The following is a 17,992-nucleotide window of genomic DNA, read 5'->3' on the forward strand; positions in this document are numbered from 1 at the left end:
GGACACCAGCCATTGCCATGCAAGACCGTTTTCTGATCGAGCGCATCGAGGCGCGGATCCTCGACATTCCCACCATCCGCCCGCACAAGCTGTCGTTCGGCTCCATCAGCCGGCAAAGCCCGGTGATCGTGCAGCTGTGGCTGCGCAACGGGGCCACGGGCTTTGGCGAGGCCGCCACCATCGGCGGCCCGTCGTGGAACGAGGAATCGCCCGAGAGCATCCACCATGCCATCGCCAACCACCTGGCGCCCAGCCTGATCGGCCAGGACGGCGCGCGCTTCGAGGCCTGCCTCTCGCGCATGGACCTGGCCTGCAAGGGCAATGCCTTTGCCAAGAGCGCCGTGGAAATCGCGCTGCTGGACGCCGTGGCGCGCAGCCTGCAGTTGCCCGTGTGGCAGTTGCTGGGCGGCAAGCAGCGCGACAGCCTGCCCCTGGCCTGGACGCTGGCCAGCGGCGACATCGAGCGCGACCTGGCCGAGGCCCAGCTGCGCCTGGAACAAAAGCGCCACCGCATCTTCAAGATGAAGATCGGCGCGCGCACGCCCGAGGCCGATGTGGCCCATGTGAGCGAGATCGCACGCGGCCTGCAGGGCCGCGCCACGCTGACCGTGGACGTGAACCAGGCCTGGGACGGCGCCACGGCGCGGCGCTTTCTGCCGCAGCTGATCGATGCCGGCGTGACCCTGATCGAGCAGCCCGTGGCCGGCTGGAACGTGCCCGCGCTGCGCGAGCTGACCGCCACGCTGCAGGGCGCGCTGGTCATGGCCGACGAGAGCGTGTGCACGCCCTATGACGCCATGCGCCTGGCGCGCGAGCAGGCCAGCCATGTGTTCTCGCTCAAGGTGGCCAAGCACGGCGGCCTGCTGCGCACGCGCAAGGTGGCGGCCATTGCCCAGGCGGCCGATATCGGCTGGTACGGCGGCACCATGCTGGAGACCTCGATCGGCTCGGCCGCCTCGGCCCATGTCTTTGCCACGCTGGGCGGGCAGCACTACAACTGCGAGCTGTTCGGCCCCCAGCTGCTGGTGGACGACATCGTCACCGAGCGCATGGCCATCCGCGACTTCGAGCTGCAACTGCCCGACGGGCCCGGCCTGGGCTTGGAGATCGACCTGCAGCAGTTGGCGCGCTTCGACCGCGCGCTGGCCGGCAGCCAGCCGCAGCACTTCGACATGGGGCAGGCCCGGACCGGGGCTGCGACCTGAATTCCTTTCATTCCTCCTGGAGACAAACATGCTTTATCTGGTCCGCATGGACGTGAAGATCCCCCACGACCTGCCCGCCGACGTGGCAGCCGAGATCAAGGCCCGCGAGAAGGCCTACTCGCAGCAGCTGCAGCACGACGGACGCTGGCCCCACATCTGGCGCGTGGTCGGCGAGTACGCCAACTACAGCGTGTTCGACGTGGCCTCCAACGACGAGCTGCACGAGCTGCTGCAGGGCCTGCCGCTGTTCCCCTACATGGACATCCAGGTCACGCCGCTGGCCCGCCATCCCTCGGCCATCGCCTGAGCACAGCCCAAACCAAGACCAAATTGTTCGGAGACAACTGAAGTGAATGTGAAACGCCGTTTTCTGACCGCCGCAGCCGCAGGCCTGTGCCTGTCCGCCGTGATGCCCGCCGCCCATGCGCAGGCACCCGAGGCCAACTGGCCCAGCAAGCCCATCCGCTGGATCGTGCCCTTCCCGCCGGGCGGCGCCATGGACGCCATTGCGCGCACCCTGGGCGAGAAGGCCGGCCGCACGCTGGGCCAGCCCTTCGTGATCGAGAACCGTCCCGGCGCCGGCGGCAACATCGGCGCCGACTTCGTGGCCAAGCAGCCCGGCGACGGCTACACGCTGATGATCACCTCCATCGGCATGGCCACCAACAAGCCGCTGTACCGCAAGCTCAGCTACGACCCGATCAAGGACTTCGCCCCCGTGGGCGTGCTGGCCGTGGTGCCCAACATCCTGGTCACCAACTCCACCCAGCCCAACGTCAAGAGCGTGGCCGACGTGGTGGCCGCCGCCAAGGCCTCGCCCGGCAAGCTGACCTATGCCTCGGCCGGCAACGGCACCTCCATCCACCTGGCAGGCGAAGTGTTCAACTCGCTGGCCGGCGTGGACATCCTGCACATCCCCTACAAGGGATCGGGCCCGGCCGTCTCCGACCTGCTGGGCGGACAGGTCAACTACATGTTCGACTCCATCACCTCGGCGCGCCCGCACATCCAGTCGGGCAAGCTGCGCGCCCTGGCCGTGACCACGGCCAAGCGTTCGTCCAGCATGCCCGACGTGCCCACCATGGAAGAGGCCGGCATCAAGGGCTACGAGGTCTCGCCCTGGTTCGCCGTCTTCATGCCCGCCAGCACGCCGCCAGCCATCGTCAAGAAGCTCAACCAGGTCTTCGTGGCAGAGATGAAGCAGCCCGACGTGCTCGAACGCTTCAAGGCCATCGGCGCCGAAGTCGTGGGCTCCACGCCCGAGGAAGCGGCAAAGCACCTGCAGGCCGAGTCCGTGCGCTGGACCAAGGTGATCACGGAGCGCAACATCAGCATGGACTGAGCGCTTCTCTTTTCCAGGACATCCCATAAAACCACGAGGAGACAAACATGTCCGAACTGTCCCAGGACCAGCTGCTGAATCTGGTCAACAGCAACCAGATCGCCCCTGGCAGCGACCGCGTGCGGGCGCTGACCCAGCGCATCGTCAGCGATCTGTTCCACACCATCGACGAGATGGATGTCACGCCCGACGAGTTCTGGGCCGCCGTGGACTGGCTGGGCCGCCTGGGGAGCAGCGGCCAACTGGGCCTGATCACGGCAGGCCTGGGCTTCGACCGGCTGCTGGACATCCGCAGCGACGAGGCCGATGCGCGTGCCGGCCGTGCGGGCGGCACGCCGCGCGCCATCGAAGGCCCGCTGTTCGTGGCCGGCGCACCGCTGTCGCAAGCGGAGGCGCGCCTGGACGAGGGCGAACCCCAGGGCGAGGTCTTCGTGATGGAAGGACGGGTGCTGGACCTTGACGGCCGGCCTCTGCCGCATGCGCTCATCGATGTCTGGCATGCCAACGTCCAGGGCGGCTACTCGCACTTCTTCCCGGGCATGAAGCCCTACGAGCTGCGCCGCCGCATAGAAGCCGACGACCAGGGCCGCTACCGCTTTCGCAGCTATGTGCCGCCCGGCTACTCCATACCGCCGAACAGCCCCACCTCGGAACTGTTCGACGCGCTGGGACGCCACGGCCATCGTCCCGCCCACATCCACTTTCTCGTGGTTGCACCCGGCATGCGCACGCTGACCACCCAGGTCAACCTGCCCGGCGATACCTACCTGGACGATGACTTCGCCTTCGCCACGCGCGACGGCCTGATCGTCGAGCTGGAGCGCGGCGTGTCGCCGGCAGGCTATGAGTCGCTGGGCGTGAACGCGCCTTTCGTCCGCACGCGCTTCGACTTCGTGCTGCAGCCCGCAGTCAGCGAAGGCGAGTCCTTGCCGCTGACACGCATGGAGCGTGTGCGCGCCTGAGGCGCCTCCACCTTCCGGGGCCTTCCGGCCTGCCATTTTTTCGATTCTTCCGTTCCACAGCAGGCCGCCCCTTGGAGTGCGGCCTGCTTCACCGTATCCGCTTCCCACACCATGTCCAGCCTGCATCGCATCGCCGCAACCCTGCTGACCGCCACCGTGGCCCTCGTGCCCGCCCTGGGCCACGCCCAGGCTCCGGCAGCCTTTCCTTCCAAGCCGGTGAACATCGTCGTGCCCTACGCGGCCGGCGGCCCCGTGGACAACCTGGCACGCGCGCTGGCCACGCGCCTGAACAAGGTCTGGTCGCAACCCGTGGTCATCCTCAACCGCACAGGCGCCAACGAGATCATCGGGGCCGAGTACGTGGCCAAGAGCGCACCCGACGGCTACACGCTGTTCGCCGCGACCGAAGCGTCGCTGACCATGAACCCGCACCTGTACCGGAAGCTGCCCTACAACCCGCAAAAGGACTTCGCCCCCATCTCCCGCCTGATCAGCGTGCCCATGGTCTTCTTCGTGCCCCAGAGCTCCAAGGCCGGCACGCTGCAGGAGTTCATCGCTCAGGCACGCCAGGCAGGCAAGACCAAACCGCTGACCTATGGCTCATCGGGCGCGGGCGGCATCGTGCACCTGCCGCTGGCCATGTTCGCCAAGCAGGAAGGGCTGGAGATGGTGCACGTGCCCTACAAGGGCGCTGCACCGCTGATCCCCGAAGTCATCGCCGGCCAGATCGACGCAGCGGTGCTGGGCGTGTCGGTGATCGAGCAGCACATCAAGTCGGGCAAGCTCAAGGCCCTGGCCGTGTCCTCGGAGACACGCAGCATCGCCCTGCCGGATGTGCCCACCTTCAAGGAAGCCGGCGTGCGCGACATCCAGGCTGTCTTCAACATCGGCCTGCTGGCACCGGCTGGAACGCCGGCGCCCCTGGTGGAGAAGATCGCCGCCGATGTGCGCCGCGTGCTGCTGGAGCCCGAATTCCGCAAGACCCAGGTGGACGCGTTCTCCTACGTGGCCGTGGCCTCCAGCCCCGCCGAATACCGCGACTTCCTGGCGCGCGACTACCAGGTGCAGGGCGAGCGCGTGCGCACCTCGGGCGCCTCGCTGGATTGATCCGGACGGAGTCCGTTCAGCTCTGGACTGCGGTGCGCTTGGCAACCACGTGCACCGCAGCCGCAGGCCTGCGCCCCCAGTTCATCAGCGCCGTGCCGGCCACGGCCATGCCGCCGCCCAGCACGATGCTGGCATCGATGCTCTCGCCCAGCCACAGCGCCGACAGCGCCACGCCGATCACGGGCACCAGGGTGATGTAGCCGGAGGCCGCGCCCGCGCCCAGCGCCTTGACGCCGTCGAAGTACCAGGCATAGGCAAGCGCCGTGGCGCCGAAGGCCAGGAAGGCCAGCGCGCTCCAGGCAGTGCCGTTGCCAAGCACGGCAGCCTGCAGGCCGGCCGGCCCCTCGACCACCAGGCTGGCCACCAGCAGCATGGCCGCGCCCATGGTCGAGGTCACGGCCGTGGCCGACAGCGCATCCACGCCCATGAGCAGCCAGCGGCCGATCAGGGTGTAGGTCACCCAGCACACCACGCAGCCCAGGATCAGCAGCTCTCCGGCGCCCACCGATCCCTGCAGCAGCGCCAGCGGCTGGCCATGCGAGATCACCACCACGGCGCCGCAGGCCGCCAGGGCCATGCCCAGGGCAATGGTGCGGTTGAGCCGCTCGCCGAACAGCCAGACCGCCAGCGCCAGCGTGAGCACGGGGTTGAGCGTGATCACCAGGGCCGCCTTGCCGGCCGGCACATGCTGCAGCCCCATGAGGAAGAAGGCCGCATAGCCGAACACGCCCGTGGCGCCAGCGGCCGCCATGCCCAGCCAGCGCCTGGCGCTCCAGTGCCTGAGACCGGCCATGCCACCGGCCCAGTACAGCCACGGCAGCAGCACGGAGGCGGCCAGCAGGAAGCGCAGGCTGGCGGCTGCCAGCGGCGGCATGTTCTGTGCCACCACGCGGCCCGCAGGCCAGGAAGCGCCCCACAGCAGGGCCATGCCGACAAGCCGCAGGTGGGGACCGAAGAAGCGTTGAAAATTCATGGCGCGTACTATGTGCTCATATCGATTCATAGACAAATGAGCGAATGCTCATGACCTGGACAACGTGATCCCATGACCTTCACCCAGCTCGAAGTGTTCGCGGCACTGGCCCGCGCCGGCAGTTTCTCGCGCGCGGCCGCGCTGCTGGGCATTACCCAGAGCGCCGTCAGCCATGCCCTGCGCGCGCTGGAAGGCGAGCTGCAGGTTCAGCTGGTGCGGCGCGAAGGCCCCCACTCCCCGCTGACCGACGCAGGCACGCGGCTGCTGCAGCGCGCCAACGACATCCTCCAGCAAAAGGAGGCCTTGCGGCAGGAGGCCGATGCCGAGCGCGGCATGGCGCGCGGCACGCTGCGCGTGGCCTCGTTCGGCGCCACCTCTTCGCTGCGGCTGCTGCCCCCGCTGATCACCGAGTACCGGCGCCGCCAGCCCGCCGTGCTGGTGCAGATCGACGAGCAAAATGACGACACCGTGGTCAAGTGGCTGCTGGAGCGGCGCGTGGAGATCGGCTTCGTCGTGCTGCCCGACGAGCGCTTCGAGACCGTGCCCCTGGTGGAAGACGAACTGGTGGCGCTGCTGCCCGCCGCGCACCGGCTGGCGGCCCAGCGCAGCATCCGCGCCGCCGACCTGCAGGGCGAGGCCTTTGTGCGCACCTCGGCCGGGTCGGGCGCGCACATCGACCGCTTCCTGGCCGAGGCCGGCGCCCAGCCTGCGGCCATCTACCACTTCGAGCAGATGTCCTCCATGCAGGGCTTCGTGGCCCAGGGCCACGCCATTGCCATTGCCGCACGCCTGGCCGTGCCCGAGCAGGCGCCCGAAGGCATGGTCTACCGCAGCCTCTCGCCCCGCCAGCGCCGCGTCACCGGCCTGGCCGTGCGCAGCATGGAACGGCTGTCGCCGGCCGCTGCCGGCTTTGTGGAGCTGGCGCGGGAGATGGCCAGGAAGAAGCGGTTTGGCTAAGCCTGCGCCGCCGACGGCAAGGTCAGCGGATGCAGCACCAGCGCCTCGCGCACGATGGGCTTGAGCGCCTGCGCCTTGTCGGGACTGGCCAGCACGCGGGCCAGTTCGGCGCGCATGCGGGGCTCCCAGAATTTGCGGATGTGTTCGGCGATGCCCTGCAGGGCCTCGTCACGCTCGGGCATGGCCTCGAAGAACTCGCCGATGCGGTTGGCCATGCGGACCAGGTTGGCGCTGTCCATCACTTGCCTCCCGCCACGGCCATGCTGCCTGCCTGCGCGGCTTGCAACAGGCCGATCTGCTCTTCATGCATGCGCGCAAAGCCGCGCTGCCAGTCGGACGGCTGGGCGTGCTGGGGGACGGGCAGCACCTGCACGGCCGTGACCTTGTATTCGGGGCAGTTGGTGGCCCAGTCCGAGCTGTCGGTGGTGATGACGTTGGCGCCCGATTCGGGAAAGTGGAAGGTGGTGTAGACCACGCCGGGCTGTATGCGCTCGGTGACGGTGGCGCGCAGCACGGTCTCGCCCGCGCGGCTGGCGATGCCGACCCAGTCTCCGTCGCGTATGCCGCGGTCCTCGGCGTCATGCGGATGGATTTCCAGCCGGTCCTCGCTGTGCCAGTGACTGTTGTGCGTGCGTCGGGTCTGGGCGCCCACGTTGTACTGCGACAGGATGCGGCCCGTGGTCAGCAGCAGCGGAAAGCGCTGGGTGACCTTCTCGTCGGTGGCCACGTACTGGGTGATGATGAAGCGGCCCTTGCCGCGCACGAAGCGGTCCCTGTGCATGATGGGAGTGCCGGCCTCTTCGGTGCTGTCATTGCAGGGCCATTGCACGCTGCCCAGCCGGTCGATCTTGTCGTAGTTCACGCCCGCGAAGCTGGGCGTGAGCGCGGCGATCTCGGCCATTATTTCGCTCGGGTGCGTGTAGTGCATGGCATAGCCCAGCGCATTGGCCAGCAGCTGGGTGACTTCCCAGTCGGCATGGCCGGCCAGCGGCGCCATGACCTTGCGCACGCGCGAGATGCGGCGCTCGGCATTGGTGAAGGTGCCGTCCTTTTCGAGGAAAGAGGCGCCCGGCAGGAAGACATGGGCGTACTTGGCGGTTTCGTTGAGGAAGATGTCCTGCACCACCACGCATTCCATGGCCGAGAGCGCGGCCGTCACATGCTGGGTGTTGGGGTCGGACTGCACGATGTCCTCGCCCTCGCAGTACAGGCCCATGAAGCTGCCGGCCAGGGCCGCCTCGAACATGTTGGGAATGCGCAGGCCGGGCTCGGGGCTGAGCGCCACGCCCCAGGCCCCCTCGAACTCGGCGCGCACCGTGCTGTCCGAGATGTGGCGGTAGCCGGGCAGCTCATGCGGGAAGGAACCCATGTCGCAGGAGCCCTGCACGTTGTTCTGGCCGCGCAGCGGGTTCACGCCCACGCCCTCGCGGCCCACGTTGCCCGTGGCCATGGCCAGGTTGGCAATGCCCATGACCATGGTCGAGCCCTGCGCATGCTCGGTCACGCCCAGGCCGTAGTAGATGGCCGCGTTGACGGGGCGGCCCGCTGGGTGGTCCTCGGCGCCCAGCGCATACAGGCGCGCGGCGCCGCGCACGAGTTCGGGAGCGACCCCGGTGACCTCGGCCATGGCCTCGGGCGAGTTCTCGGGCCGGGCCACGAATTCCTTCCACTGCGCGAAGGACTTGGCATCGCAGCGCTCGGCGATGTAGTCCTCGGCCAGCCAGCCTTCGGTGACGATGACATGGGCCAGCGAGGTGATCATGGCCACGTTGGTGCCGGGCCGCAGTTGCAGGTGGTAGTCGGCGCGGATGTGGGGCGACTTGACGAGCTCGATCTCGCGCGGGTCGATGACGATGAGCTTGGCGCCCGCACGCCGGCCGTCGCCGCGCAGGCGCTTTTTCATGCGCGAGCCGAACACCGGGTGCGCGGCCGTGGGATTGGCGCCGATGACCATGACCACGTCCGTGTGCTCGATGGACTTGAAGGTCTGCGTGCCGGCCGAGGTGCCATAGGTCTGGCCCAGGCCATAGCCCGTGGGCGAGTGGCACACGCGCGCGCAGGTATCGACGTTGTTGTTGCCGAAGGCCGTGCGCACCAGCTTTTGCACCAGGTAGGCCTCTTCGTTGGTGCAGCGCGAGGAGGTGATGCCGCCAATCGAATCCTTGCCGTGCTTGGCCTGGATGCGGCGGAACTCGCTGGCCGTGTGGGCAATGGCCTCTTCCCAGCTCACTTCGCGCCAGGGGTCGGTGATCTTCGCGCGGACCATGGGCCGGGTGATGCGGTCCTTGTGCGTGGCATAGCCCCAGGCAAAGCGGCCCTTGACGCAGGCATGGCCCTCGTTGGCCTGGCCGTCCTTCCAGGGCACCATGCGCACGACCTGCTCGCCCTTCATCTCGGCCTTGAAGCCGCAGCCCACGCCGCAGTAGGCGCAGGTGGTGATGGCGCTGTGCCCGGCCTGGCCCAGCTCGGTCACGGTCTTTTCCTGCAGCGTGGCCGTGGGGCAGGCCTGCACGCAGGCGCCGCAGCTGACGCAGTCGCTGTCCATGAAGCTGCCGCCCTGCCCCGCCGTGACGCGCGAGTCGAACCCCCGGCCCGAGATGGTCAGCGCAAAGCTGCCCTGCGTCTCCTCGCAGGCGCGCACGCAGCGGTTGCAGACGATGCACTTGCTGGGGTCGTAGCTGAAGTACGGGTTGGAGACATCGACCTCGGCGCGCGCCTGGCCCTTGAAGTGGTTGGCGCCGTCGAAGCCGTAGCGCACCTCGCGCAGGCCCACGGTGCCGGCCATGTCCTGCAGTTCGCAGTCGCCGTTGGCGCTGCAGGTCAGGCAGTCCAGCGGATGGTCGGAGATGTACAGCTCCATCACGCCGCGGCGCAGCTCCTGCAGTTGCGGGCTTTGCGTGCGCACCTTCATGCCCGGCTCGGCCGGCGCGGTGCACGAGGCCGGAAAGCCCTTGCGGCCTTCGATCTGCACCAGGCACAGGCGGCAGGAGCCGAAGGGCTCCAGGCTGTCGGTGGCGCACAGCTTGGGCACGCTGACGCCGCCTTCCATGGCAGCGCGCATCAGCGAGGTGCCCTCGGGAACGCAGACCTCGCGGCCGTCGATCTGCAGGGTGATCAGGCGTTCGGACGGGCTGGCGGGTGTGCCCCAGTCGGCTTGCTTCAAATGGTCGAGCATGGTGTTCTCCGGTCAGGCAGCCGCTGCGGCCGTGGTGGACTCGATGCCGAAGTCCTGGGGGTAGTGGTTCAGCGCCGAGCGCACGGGATACGGCGTCATCCCGCCCATGGCGCACATGGAGCCGTGCTGCATGGTGTCGCACAGGTTCTCCAGCAGGGCCACCTGGCTGGCGTGGGCGGCAGGGTCGCTGCCGGCGCGCACGATGCGGTCGATGACCTCCACGCCGCGCGTGGAGCCGATGCGGCAGGGCGTGCACTTGCCGCAGGACTCGATGGCGCAGAACTCCATGGCGTAGCGCGCCAGCTGCGCCATGTCGGCCGTGTCGTCATGCACGACGATGCCGCCGTGCCCCACCACATTGCCCTTGGCGGCATAGACCTCGTAGTCCAGCGGCGCATCCCAGTCGGCCGGCGCCACATAGCTGCCCAGCGGGCCGCCCACCTGCACGGCCTTGACGGTGCGGCCGGTGGCCGTGCCGCCGCCGAAGTCTTCCACCAGCTCGCGCAGGCTCAGGCCGAAGGCCTTTTCCACCAGGCCGCCGCGCGCAATGTTGCCGGCCAGCTGGAACGGCAGCGTGCCGCGCGAGCGGCCCATGCCGAAGCCCTGGTAGAAGGCCGCGCCGCGCGCCAGGATCAGCGGCACCGTGGCCAGCGTGATCACGTTGTTGATCACCGTGGGCCGGCCCCACAGCCCCGCTATGGCCGGCAGCGGCGGCTTGGCGCGCACGATGCCGCGCCGCCCCTCGATGCTCTCCAGCATGGCCGTTTCCTCGCCGCAGACATAGCTGCCCGCGCCCTTGCGCACCTCCATGTGGAAGGCCCGCCCGCTGCCGGCCACGTCGCGGCCCAGCCAGCCTGCGGCCTCGGCGCGCGCAATGGCTTCGCGCAGGGTGGCGATGGCATGCGGATACTCGCTGCGCACATAGACCAGGCCCTGCGTGGCGCCCACGGCCAGGCCGGCAATGGCCATGCCTTCGATCAGCGTGTAGGGATCGCCCTCCATCAGCAGCCGGTCGGCGAAGGTGCCCGAGTCGCCCTCGTCGGCATTGCAGGCAATGTACTTTTGCGGCCCCGCTGCGGCGGCCACGGTCTTCCACTTGATGCCGGCCGGAAACGCCGCACCGCCACGGCCGCGCAGGCCCGAATCCAGCACCTCCTGCACGATGGCCGCGGGCTCCATGCGCGCCGCGCGCTCCAGCCCCTGCCAGCCGCCATGGGCTGCGTAGTCGGACAGGTCCAGCGGGTCGATGACGCCCACGCGCGCAAAGGTCAGGCGCTCCTGGCGCGCCAGGTAGGCAATGGCCTCGGTCAGTCCATGGCACAGCGCATGGCTGCCGCCCTGCAGCATTCCGGCATCGATCAGGCCCGGCACCGCATCGGCCGTGACCGGGCCGTAGGCCACGCGGCCTTCGGGCGTCTCGACTTCCACCAGGGTCTCCAGCCACAGCAGGCCGCGCGAGCCGTTGCGCACGATCTGCACCTGAAGGCCGCGCGCCGCGCACTCGCGCTGCAAGGCGCCGGCCACGGCGTCAGCGCCCAAGGCCAGCGCGGCGGCATCGCGGGGCACGTAGACGCGCACGCCGGTGCCTGCCCCTGCTCCTGCCTCTGCCCCTGCATGCGCAGGCTGGGCCACCGGCTCGCCGGCCTGCTCCGGCTGGCGGCATTGCGCGATGAGTGCATCCAGGCCGTTGGCCGAGACATGCGCATGGGGCTGGCCATCGAGCATCACGGCAGGCGATGACGCGCACAGGCCCAGGCAGTAGACCGGCTCCAGCGTGACGGCGCCATCGGCACTGGTTGCATGCCCATGCCCATGCCCACTCGATCCGCAGCCCAGCGCCTGGCCTGCGTGGGCCAGCAGCGCGTCGGCACCGCGCGACTGGCAGGCCTCGGCGCGGCAGACCTGCAGCACATGGCGGCCCGCTGGCGTGCTGCGGAAATGGGGGTAGTAGGAGATGACGCCATGCACCTCGGCACGCGAGAGGTTCAGCGCATCGGCGATGCGCGGCACGGCGGCTTCGGGGATATGGCCCAGCATGTCCTGCACGGCGTGCAGCAACTCGATCAGGGGGCCGGGGCGCAGGGCGTGGACGGCAATGGCGTGCTCGACGGCCTCGCGCTCATGGGCGCCGAGTGCGCTGCCGGCAACAGCAGCATTGAGGACGGCAATGGGAATGATCTTCCCTTGTGTGGCTGGCATGGGTGTCCCTGCTGGCTTTCGTTGTGGGGAGCGGCGCGGTCCGGTCCGCTGGCGCTTTGTCTCTGATGCCCATTTCAAGCCTTGCCGGGCAAGCCGTCAAATTCAAACGGATGATTGCGCCATTCAATCGGCAAATGAGCCGCCGGGCAGTGCTGCGCCTGCTGCCCCAGGTCTTGCGGATGCCGCAGCCAGCGCGGGTTTGCGCCACTTGGCAAATGCGCCCGGCTTGTCGCAAATCACACGGTATTTGGTGTGAATTTTGATAAGCTCACGCGCACCATGAACCACCCGCCATCAGCCATGACGCCACAGGATGGCTATCATTTTTCAGACCAGATCGGCCACCTGCTGCGGCGTGTCTATCAGCGCCACACTGCACTCTTCCAGCAATACATTCCCGACTCGCAGCTCACGGCCGCGCAATTCGTGGTGCTGTGCTCCGTGCGCGACAACAGCGGCAGCTCGCTGGCCGACATCGTCAAGGCCACCGTGATCGACCAGGCCACCATCCGCGGCGTGGTGGACCGGCTCAAGCAGCGCGAACTGGTGCAGGTGGACCATGACCGCATCGACCGCCGCAAGGTCGTCATCAACCTCACCGAGGCCGGCCAGGACCTGGTGCGCGACATGGAGCCCTTCGCCAAGCAGATCACCGAAAGCACCTACGGCAAGCTCAATCCGGCCGAGCGCCTGGCGCTGGATTTTTTGCTCAAGAAGATGCTGGAAGGTGGCGAGGCGGATTGAGCCCTTGCAGCCTCCCCCCAAAAAAAAGGCCAGAAGGACAAATCCTTCTGGCCTTTTTGCTGAGCCGACCTTTCAGTCAGCTCAGGCCGTCATCAATCCAGCGCCCGGTTGCGCGATTCCACATCCACGGCCCAGATCGACAGGGCGCCGCCCACCAGCATGGCAGACAGCACGGCCAGCGCCAGGGTGAAGTGGGTGGCCATGATGGGCGCAATGATGGCCGGGGCGAACAGGCCGCCGAAGCGCGCCACGGCGCCGGCCATGCCCATGCCGCTGGCACGCAGGTCGGTGGGGTAGACCTCGGGGGTGAACGCATACAGCGCGCCCCAGGTGCCCAGCAGCGAGAAGCTCATCAGCAGGGTGGAGCCGATGACCACGAAGGGCGACGAGCCCAGGCTGTAGAACATGCAGCCGACGGCGCTGAGCAGCAAAAAGCCGATCAGCGTGGGCTTGCGCCCCCAGCGCTCCACGCCATAGGCCGACAGCGCAAAGCCGGGCAGTTGCACCAGGGCCAGCACCACCAGGAAGACCTGGCCGCGCATGAAGGCGAAGCCCTCGCTGCTGAGCTTGACGGGCAGGTAGACGAAGACACCGTAGTAGGCGATGGAGATCAGCGCCCAGGCCAGGAACAGCGAGAGGCTGCGGCGGCGCAGGCCGCCGTTGAACAGCGCGAGGATGGACTTGCGCTCCTGCTTTTCAGGCTGCAGCGCGGGGATTTCCGCCGTGGTGCCGTTGACCTTGGCCACCCGCTGCAGAACCTTGCGCGCCTCTTCGGACTTGCCGTTGCGGTTGAGGAACATGGGCGACTCGGGGATGTAGAAGCGCAGCACCACGCCGATCAGCGCCGGCAGTCCGGTCACGAAGAAGATCACGCGCCAGGCATCGTCACCCCAGGACACGGCCACCAGCGCCAGGATGGCCAGGAAGATGGTGCCCACGGCCCAGAACGATTCCAGCAGCACCAGCCAGCGGCCGCGGCGGTCGCTGGGCAGGAACTCGGCCATCATGGTGTAGTCCACGGGCAGCGTGCCGCCCACGCCGATGCCGGTGATGAAGCGCAGCACCAGCAGCCATGCGAACTCGGGCGCAAAGGCCGAGGCCACGCCCGCGAAGGCATCGATCACCACGGCCATCATCAGCACCGGGCGGCGCCCGATGCGGTCGGCCAGGCGGCCGAAGACGAAGGCACCGATCAGCATGCCGATGAAGAAGAAGGTGCCGGTCTGCAGCGCCTCGGGCACGGTCTTGCCGAAGGTCTTGGCAATGGACGGCGCGCTGAAGCCGATGGACAGCACCTGCATGGCGTCGGCCAGCCAGACCAGCCCGAAGATGACGAACAGCCGATATTGGAACTTGCCGACACCCGCTGTCTGGATGCCTTTTTCCACCGAAATGTATGTAGATGACATGCAGGGACTCCTTTTCTAGCCATCGCAATTGTTGAATCTGTCTTTTCCCAGGCAAGGCCGTTCAGCTTGTGTTGCCGTCTCCTGCCGTGCCTTCCACCCTTCACACATCCGGAGCGAACCGCTCCCTCGGCGCCATCTCCATGGCCCGATGAAAAAATTCAGGATGTCGGTCTCTGCATCCGGGCGATGGGCGCATTGCGGACAGGCTGCACATCGACAGCGCCGTCCGTTGTTGCCCATCACCCGTCCCCAGCATCAGATGTCAGGACCCAGGCCCTGGAGAGATTCCAGGGCAAGGTGTCCATATCCGCGGCATCGCCCATGCCGCCGCCCATTGCTGCCCATTGCCGCCCTCAGTGCGCATGCGCCTGTGCCTGCATGCGCAGCCGGTTAATCGTCTTCGTGTCGTCTGGCCAAGCTTTTTCCTCCGGTGCAAATCGTTCGCGCAAATATCCGAGCAGGTCCGCGATCTGCCTGTCGTCCAGGCTGTCCCCGAAGCCGGGCATGTAGCCCAGCGCATCGTCGGCCGGCGCCTGTATGCCGTTCAGGATCACCTGGACCAGGTTGTCGGGGCTGGCCGCATGCAGGTTGGTGTTCAGGGCCAGCTGCGGCTTGACGCCGAACAATGTGGGACCGCTGCCCGCCTCATGGCAGACGGCGCAGGCGTTCTGGTAGATGCGTTCGCCATTGGCGTGGCGGTCCAGGGCCCTGGCAGGTGGCGCCGCAGGCGCCGCCGCCTGCACGGCGGCCGGCGCCGGTGCCGGCATGGCCGGGGCGGCCTGGGCGGCCTGTGGTGCCTGTGGGGCCTGGCCCGGCAACTCCATCAGATAGGTGGCCATGGCGCGCACATCGGCTTCGGGCAACTGGGCCAGGCCGTGGATGACGGGCGCCATGGGGCCGGCCGCCACGCCGTGGCGGGCCGAGAAGCCGGTGCGCAGGTACTGGTACAGCTCTTCGCGGCTCCAGGGCAGCTTGCCCCCGGCCAGTTGATTGAGCGCGGGCGCCGTCCAGCCTTCGGCCTCGCCGCCGCCCAGGTAGTGGATGCCGGTCTTTTCGGCACCCAGCGCATTGCGCGGCGAGTGGCAGGCCGCGCAGTGGCCCGCGCCTTCGACCAGGTAGGCGCCCCGGTTCCATTCGGCGCTGCGCGCGGGGTCGGCCTTGAAGGGCGTGGCGTCGTGGAACAGCAGGTTCCAGCCCGCCATGGCCGGGCGCAGGTTGTAGGGGAAGGCCAGCTGCGTCTCGGGCGCCTTGGCCTTCACGGCAGGCTGGGACATCAGGTAGCCGTAGAGGGCCTGCAGGTCGCCATCGCTGAGCTTGGCGAAGGCCGTGTACGGGAAGGCCGGGTACAGCTGCCTGCCATCCTGGTGGATGCCGTGGCGCATGGCGCGCTCGAAGGCCGCGTAGGACCAGCGGCCGATGCCGGTTTCGTTGTCGGGCGTGATGTTGGTGGAGTAGATGGTGCCGAACGGCGTCTCCAGCCCGAAGCCGCCGGCATTGGCCGCGCCGCCCGGGGCCGTGTGGCAGACCACGCAGTCGCCCGCAGCCGCCACCAGGCGGCCGCGCTCCAGGGCCTGCGGCGAGTACAGGGAAACATCGGGCCCGTCGGTCAGCGGCAGGGCCGGCTTCAGCGGCCAGGCCATGGCGGCCATGCCGGCAAGGCCTGCGGCGCCTGCGGCCAGCCAGCCCCAGCCACGGCCAGGCCGCGCCGCACCGGGCTTGCCGGCACCCTCGCCCGCCAGGGCCAGGCGCAGCTGCTCGGGCTGGAAGGGCACTTCGCGCAGGCGCACGCCTGTCGCATGGTGGATGGCGTTGGCAATGGCGGCGGCGGCGGGCAGCGTGGCCACGCCATCCAGCGCCAGATTGCCCTGGCGGATGACCGAGACATCGCCGGGCACATGTTGCGCCAGGCCGGAGCCGGGCTTGGCGATCACATCGAAAGAAGCAGCGGAGGCTGTGGCCTCTGCCCAGTCGTCAAAAGCGGGCGCCGTGCCCAGCAGCCGGCGCGCATCGGCCAGCAGTTGCGGGTCCTGCTGGACGATCTCGGGCCGCGTGCTGGCGGCCTGCGCCGCTTGCAGGCTGCGGCTGTCATGGCCGGCCACGACGCGGGTCACTTCGATCTCGCCCGTTTGCGGGTGCACGGCCACCTCGGCCACCCAGGCGCTCCAGGCATGGAGGTCGGCGCCCTGCGCATCCAGGGTCTGCAGCTGGGCGGTGGCAAAGCCCCGGCCCAGCAGGCGGCCATCGGCACCCTGGTGGGACGGTGCCTGCTGCGATGCCTGCGCACGCTCGGCCACCTCCTGCGCCAGATCGCGCACCGGGCCTTCGGGCAGGTGCTGCAGCCGCCATTGCAGCGGATCACGACCCTGGTCCAGCGCCTGCTCATGCCAGTGGCTTTCGCGGGCAAAGACCTGGGCGGCATTCAGATCATCGACGCCGGCATGCCGCAGGCCGGCGGCCAGCCTGCGTTCATGCACTTCGCCGGCATCGAGCACGGTGGCCAGGGCCGCGGCGCGCGCCAGCTCGGGCTGGCTCAGCAGGCGCGCCATGCTGGGGCGCACGGCCCAGGGCGTGTCGGACAGCAGCAGGTCTGGCTGCGGCGATGCATTGCCCGGCTGAGGCTGCACCACCGTGTCGGCCTCAAGCCCTTGCGAAGGCCGCGCATCCACGCGCAGCACCAGCTCCCGGCTGTCTGCGCTGCCCGCAGCAGTCCAGGCCTCGCAGGCCACGCTGACGGGCCGGCCCACGGCCTGGGACAGCAGGGCCGCATCGGCCGCTGCGTCCATGAGATCCAGCACATGCGGGGTGACGGCCGCCGTGGCCGGCAGGCTGAACAGCCGCAGCGCGGACTCGGGGCATTGCAGCAATGCGGCCAGTTCGCGGCCGATCATCTGCTGCACATCGGCGTCGCAGGGCGGCAGCCAGACGCTGGCATGGCCGTCCAGGCACCACACGGCTGCGCGTGCGGCACCCTCGCAAGACACGGGCGCCGCCATGCGCCAGACATAGCGGCCGGCATCGGGCAGGTCGGCCTTGCCAGCCTTGCCAGCCTTGTCGGCTCTGTCGGCAGCACGGGGCGCGCTGGCGGCCCTGGCTTCCTGCCGGTCATCCCAGGCAGGGGCCAGGCTGGCAGCGGCCTGCCGGGCATGGACAGGCGCCACGGCCACCACGCCCAGAAAATGCCCGCGCTGCACCGCGGCCACCACGCCGGCCATGGCCTGGGCTTCCTGCAGCCGTGCATGCAGGGGCACGCTGCCCCGGTAGCGCAGACCGTCCCAGGCCGCGACGGGCGGGCGCAGCGCCAGGCCGTGCAGCAGGTCGGAAGGCAGGGCGGGTGTGTTGCCGGCCGGGCTCATGGCTGGACCTCGCCCGCGCTGGAAGATGGAAAACCGGGGGGCGCCTGCAGCGCGGCGCGTTGCGCACGCAGCTGCACGGCGCGCAGGGCGGCCTGCATGATCTCCACATGCGTGCCGCAGCGGCACAGGTTGTGGTGCAGCTCGTTGCGCAGCTCCTGCTCGGTGGGATTGGGGTTGCGGCGCAGCAGGGCCTCCACGGTCATGATCATGCCGTTGAGGCAGTAGCCGCACTGGGCCGCCTGGCAGTCGATGAAGGCCTGCTGCGTGGGGCCGGGGCACTGGCGCGAGCCCAGGCCTTCCAGCGTGGTGACCTCGCGGCCCACGGCCGCCCGCACGGGGATCACGCAGGAACGCGCGGCCACGCCATCGATCAGCACCGTGCAGGCGCCGCATTCGCCCAGGCCGCAGCCGTACTTGGGCCCGTTCAGCTCCAGGTCATTGCGCAGCACATGCAGCAGCGCCGTCCCGGGCGCTGCCGGCACCTCGCATGCGCGTGCATTGACCTGCAGGCGGATGGGGTGGGGGGTACTGCTTGGATGGACTGGGGTTCCCATGGGACGAGGCTC

The 17,992-nt window shown here is 68.9% G+C and carries 14 protein-coding genes; 7 read left to right on the top strand and 7 right to left on the bottom strand.

Going from position 1 to position 17,992, the window contains the following annotated elements:
- Positions 1-17 precede the first annotated feature (17 nt).
- The 5 genes from AAN986_RS22430 to AAN986_RS22450 all read left to right on the top strand — a co-directional run bounded on the left by AAN986_RS22430 (position 18) and on the right by AAN986_RS22450 (position 4,616).
- Positions 18-1,205, top strand: a complete 1,188-nt coding sequence (locus tag AAN986_RS22430; protein ID WP_047217942.1) for a muconate cycloisomerase family protein — start codon at positions 18-20, stop codon at positions 1,203-1,205.
- Positions 1,206-1,233: 28 nt separating this feature from the next.
- Positions 1,234-1,512, top strand: a complete 279-nt coding sequence (catC, locus tag AAN986_RS22435) for a muconolactone Delta-isomerase (protein WP_012203794.1) — start codon at positions 1,234-1,236, stop codon at positions 1,510-1,512.
- Between the two features lie 42 nt (positions 1,513-1,554).
- Positions 1,555-2,547 carry a tripartite tricarboxylate transporter substrate binding protein gene (locus tag AAN986_RS22440; RefSeq protein WP_012203793.1) on the top strand — a complete coding sequence of 331 codons (993 nt, stop codon included), beginning with the start codon at positions 1,555-1,557 and terminating at the stop codon, positions 2,545-2,547.
- 47 nt (positions 2,548-2,594) lie between these two features.
- A complete protein-coding gene (locus tag AAN986_RS22445) occupies positions 2,595-3,509 on the top strand; it encodes a dioxygenase (protein WP_047217943.1) in 915 nt (304 codons plus the stop codon).
- A 111-nt stretch (positions 3,510-3,620) separates the two neighbouring features.
- Positions 3,621-4,616, top strand: a complete 996-nt coding sequence (locus tag AAN986_RS22450) for a tripartite tricarboxylate transporter substrate binding protein (RefSeq protein ID WP_012203791.1) — start codon at positions 3,621-3,623, stop codon at positions 4,614-4,616.
- 16 nt (positions 4,617-4,632) lie between these two features.
- On the opposite strand, the gene AAN986_RS22455 is transcribed toward AAN986_RS22450, so the two are convergent.
- A complete protein-coding gene (locus tag AAN986_RS22455) occupies positions 4,633-5,589 on the bottom strand; it encodes a DMT family transporter (protein ID WP_047217944.1) in 957 nt (318 codons plus the stop codon).
- Positions 5,590-5,661: 72 nt separating this feature from the next.
- On the opposite strand from AAN986_RS22455, the gene AAN986_RS22460 reads away from it, so the two are divergent.
- A complete protein-coding gene (locus AAN986_RS22460) occupies positions 5,662-6,546 on the top strand; it encodes a LysR family transcriptional regulator (protein ID WP_047217945.1) in 885 nt (294 codons plus the stop codon).
- Here AAN986_RS22460 and AAN986_RS22465 read toward each other — a convergent pair.
- Genes AAN986_RS22465 through AAN986_RS22475 form a run of 3 tightly spaced genes read right to left on the bottom strand, consistent with a single transcriptional unit; the run spans position 6,543 to position 11,920 of the window.
- Entirely contained in the window at positions 6,543-6,785 is a 243-nt protein-coding gene (locus AAN986_RS22465) for a formate dehydrogenase subunit delta (protein ID WP_047217946.1), read from the bottom strand. The genes AAN986_RS22460 and AAN986_RS22465 overlap by 4 nt on opposite strands.
- Positions 6,785-9,721, bottom strand: a complete 2,937-nt coding sequence (fdhF, locus tag AAN986_RS22470) for a formate dehydrogenase subunit alpha (RefSeq protein ID WP_047217947.1) — start codon at positions 9,719-9,721, stop codon at positions 6,785-6,787. The genes AAN986_RS22465 and fdhF overlap by 1 nt, the downstream gene beginning before the upstream one ends.
- Positions 9,722-9,733: 12 nt before the next feature.
- The gene (locus AAN986_RS22475; RefSeq protein WP_047217948.1) at positions 9,734-11,920 is read right to left on the bottom strand and encodes a formate dehydrogenase subunit gamma; all 2,187 of its coding nucleotides are present in this window, start codon (positions 11,918-11,920) and stop codon (positions 9,734-9,736) included.
- Between the two features lie 300 nt (positions 11,921-12,220).
- Here AAN986_RS22475 and AAN986_RS22480 point away from each other — a divergent pair, with 300 nt between their 5' ends.
- The gene (locus AAN986_RS22480; protein ID WP_016449026.1) at positions 12,221-12,664 is read left to right on the top strand and encodes a MarR family transcriptional regulator; all 444 of its coding nucleotides are present in this window, start codon (positions 12,221-12,223) and stop codon (positions 12,662-12,664) included.
- Between the two features lie 92 nt (positions 12,665-12,756).
- Here AAN986_RS22480 and AAN986_RS22485 read toward each other — a convergent pair whose 3' ends face one another.
- The 3 genes from AAN986_RS22485 to AAN986_RS22495 form a co-directional block, all read right to left on the bottom strand.
- On the bottom strand, positions 12,757-14,073 hold the full coding sequence (locus AAN986_RS22485) for an MFS transporter (protein ID WP_016454172.1): 1,317 nt from the start codon (positions 14,071-14,073) through the stop codon (positions 12,757-12,759).
- Between the two features lie 353 nt (positions 14,074-14,426).
- Positions 14,427-17,426: a c-type cytochrome gene (locus AAN986_RS22490; protein WP_349335489.1), complete on the bottom strand. Its 3,000-nt coding sequence runs from the start codon at positions 17,424-17,426 to the stop codon at positions 14,427-14,429.
- A complete protein-coding gene (locus tag AAN986_RS22495; RefSeq protein WP_046985986.1) occupies positions 17,423-17,980 on the bottom strand; it encodes a (2Fe-2S)-binding protein in 558 nt (185 codons plus the stop codon). Before AAN986_RS22495 ends, AAN986_RS22490 begins: the two co-directional genes overlap by 4 nt.
- Positions 17,981-17,992: the final 12 nt, after the last annotated feature.

It is taken from the genome of Delftia sp. DS1230, assembly GCF_040112715.1.
GTDB lineage: Bacteria > Pseudomonadota > Gammaproteobacteria > Burkholderiales > Burkholderiaceae_C > Comamonas > Comamonas tsuruhatensis.

Excerpts from the sequence above, each read along its gene's own strand:
- AAN986_RS22430 (WP_047217942.1), top strand. The coding sequence starts at position 18 with ATGCAAGACCGTTTTCTGATCGAGCGCATCGAGGCGCGGATCCTCGAC.
- catC (WP_012203794.1), top strand. The coding sequence starts at position 1,234 with ATGCTTTATCTGGTCCGCATGGACGTGAAGATCCCCCACGACCTGCCC.
- AAN986_RS22445 (WP_047217943.1), top strand. The coding sequence starts at position 2,595 with ATGTCCGAACTGTCCCAGGACCAGCTGCTGAATCTGGTCAACAGCAAC.
- AAN986_RS22450 (WP_012203791.1), top strand. The coding sequence starts at position 3,621 with ATGTCCAGCCTGCATCGCATCGCCGCAACCCTGCTGACCGCCACCGTG.
- AAN986_RS22455 (WP_047217944.1), bottom strand. The coding sequence starts at position 5,589 with ATGAATTTTCAACGCTTCTTCGGTCCCCACCTGCGGCTTGTCGGCATG.
- AAN986_RS22460 (WP_047217945.1), top strand. The coding sequence starts at position 5,662 with ATGACCTTCACCCAGCTCGAAGTGTTCGCGGCACTGGCCCGCGCCGGC.
- AAN986_RS22465 (WP_047217946.1), bottom strand. The coding sequence starts at position 6,785 with ATGGACAGCGCCAACCTGGTCCGCATGGCCAACCGCATCGGCGAGTTC.
- fdhF (WP_047217947.1), bottom strand. The coding sequence starts at position 9,721 with ATGCTCGACCATTTGAAGCAAGCCGACTGGGGCACACCCGCCAGCCCG.
- AAN986_RS22475 (WP_047217948.1), bottom strand. The coding sequence starts at position 11,920 with ATGCCAGCCACACAAGGGAAGATCATTCCCATTGCCGTCCTCAATGCT.
- AAN986_RS22480 (WP_016449026.1), top strand. The coding sequence starts at position 12,221 with ATGACGCCACAGGATGGCTATCATTTTTCAGACCAGATCGGCCACCTG.
- AAN986_RS22485 (WP_016454172.1), bottom strand. The coding sequence starts at position 14,073 with ATGTCATCTACATACATTTCGGTGGAAAAAGGCATCCAGACAGCGGGT.
- AAN986_RS22490 (WP_349335489.1), bottom strand. The coding sequence starts at position 17,426 with ATGAGCCCGGCCGGCAACACACCCGCCCTGCCTTCCGACCTGCTGCAC.
- AAN986_RS22495 (WP_046985986.1), bottom strand. The coding sequence starts at position 17,980 with ATGGGAACCCCAGTCCATCCAAGCAGTACCCCCCACCCCATCCGCCTG.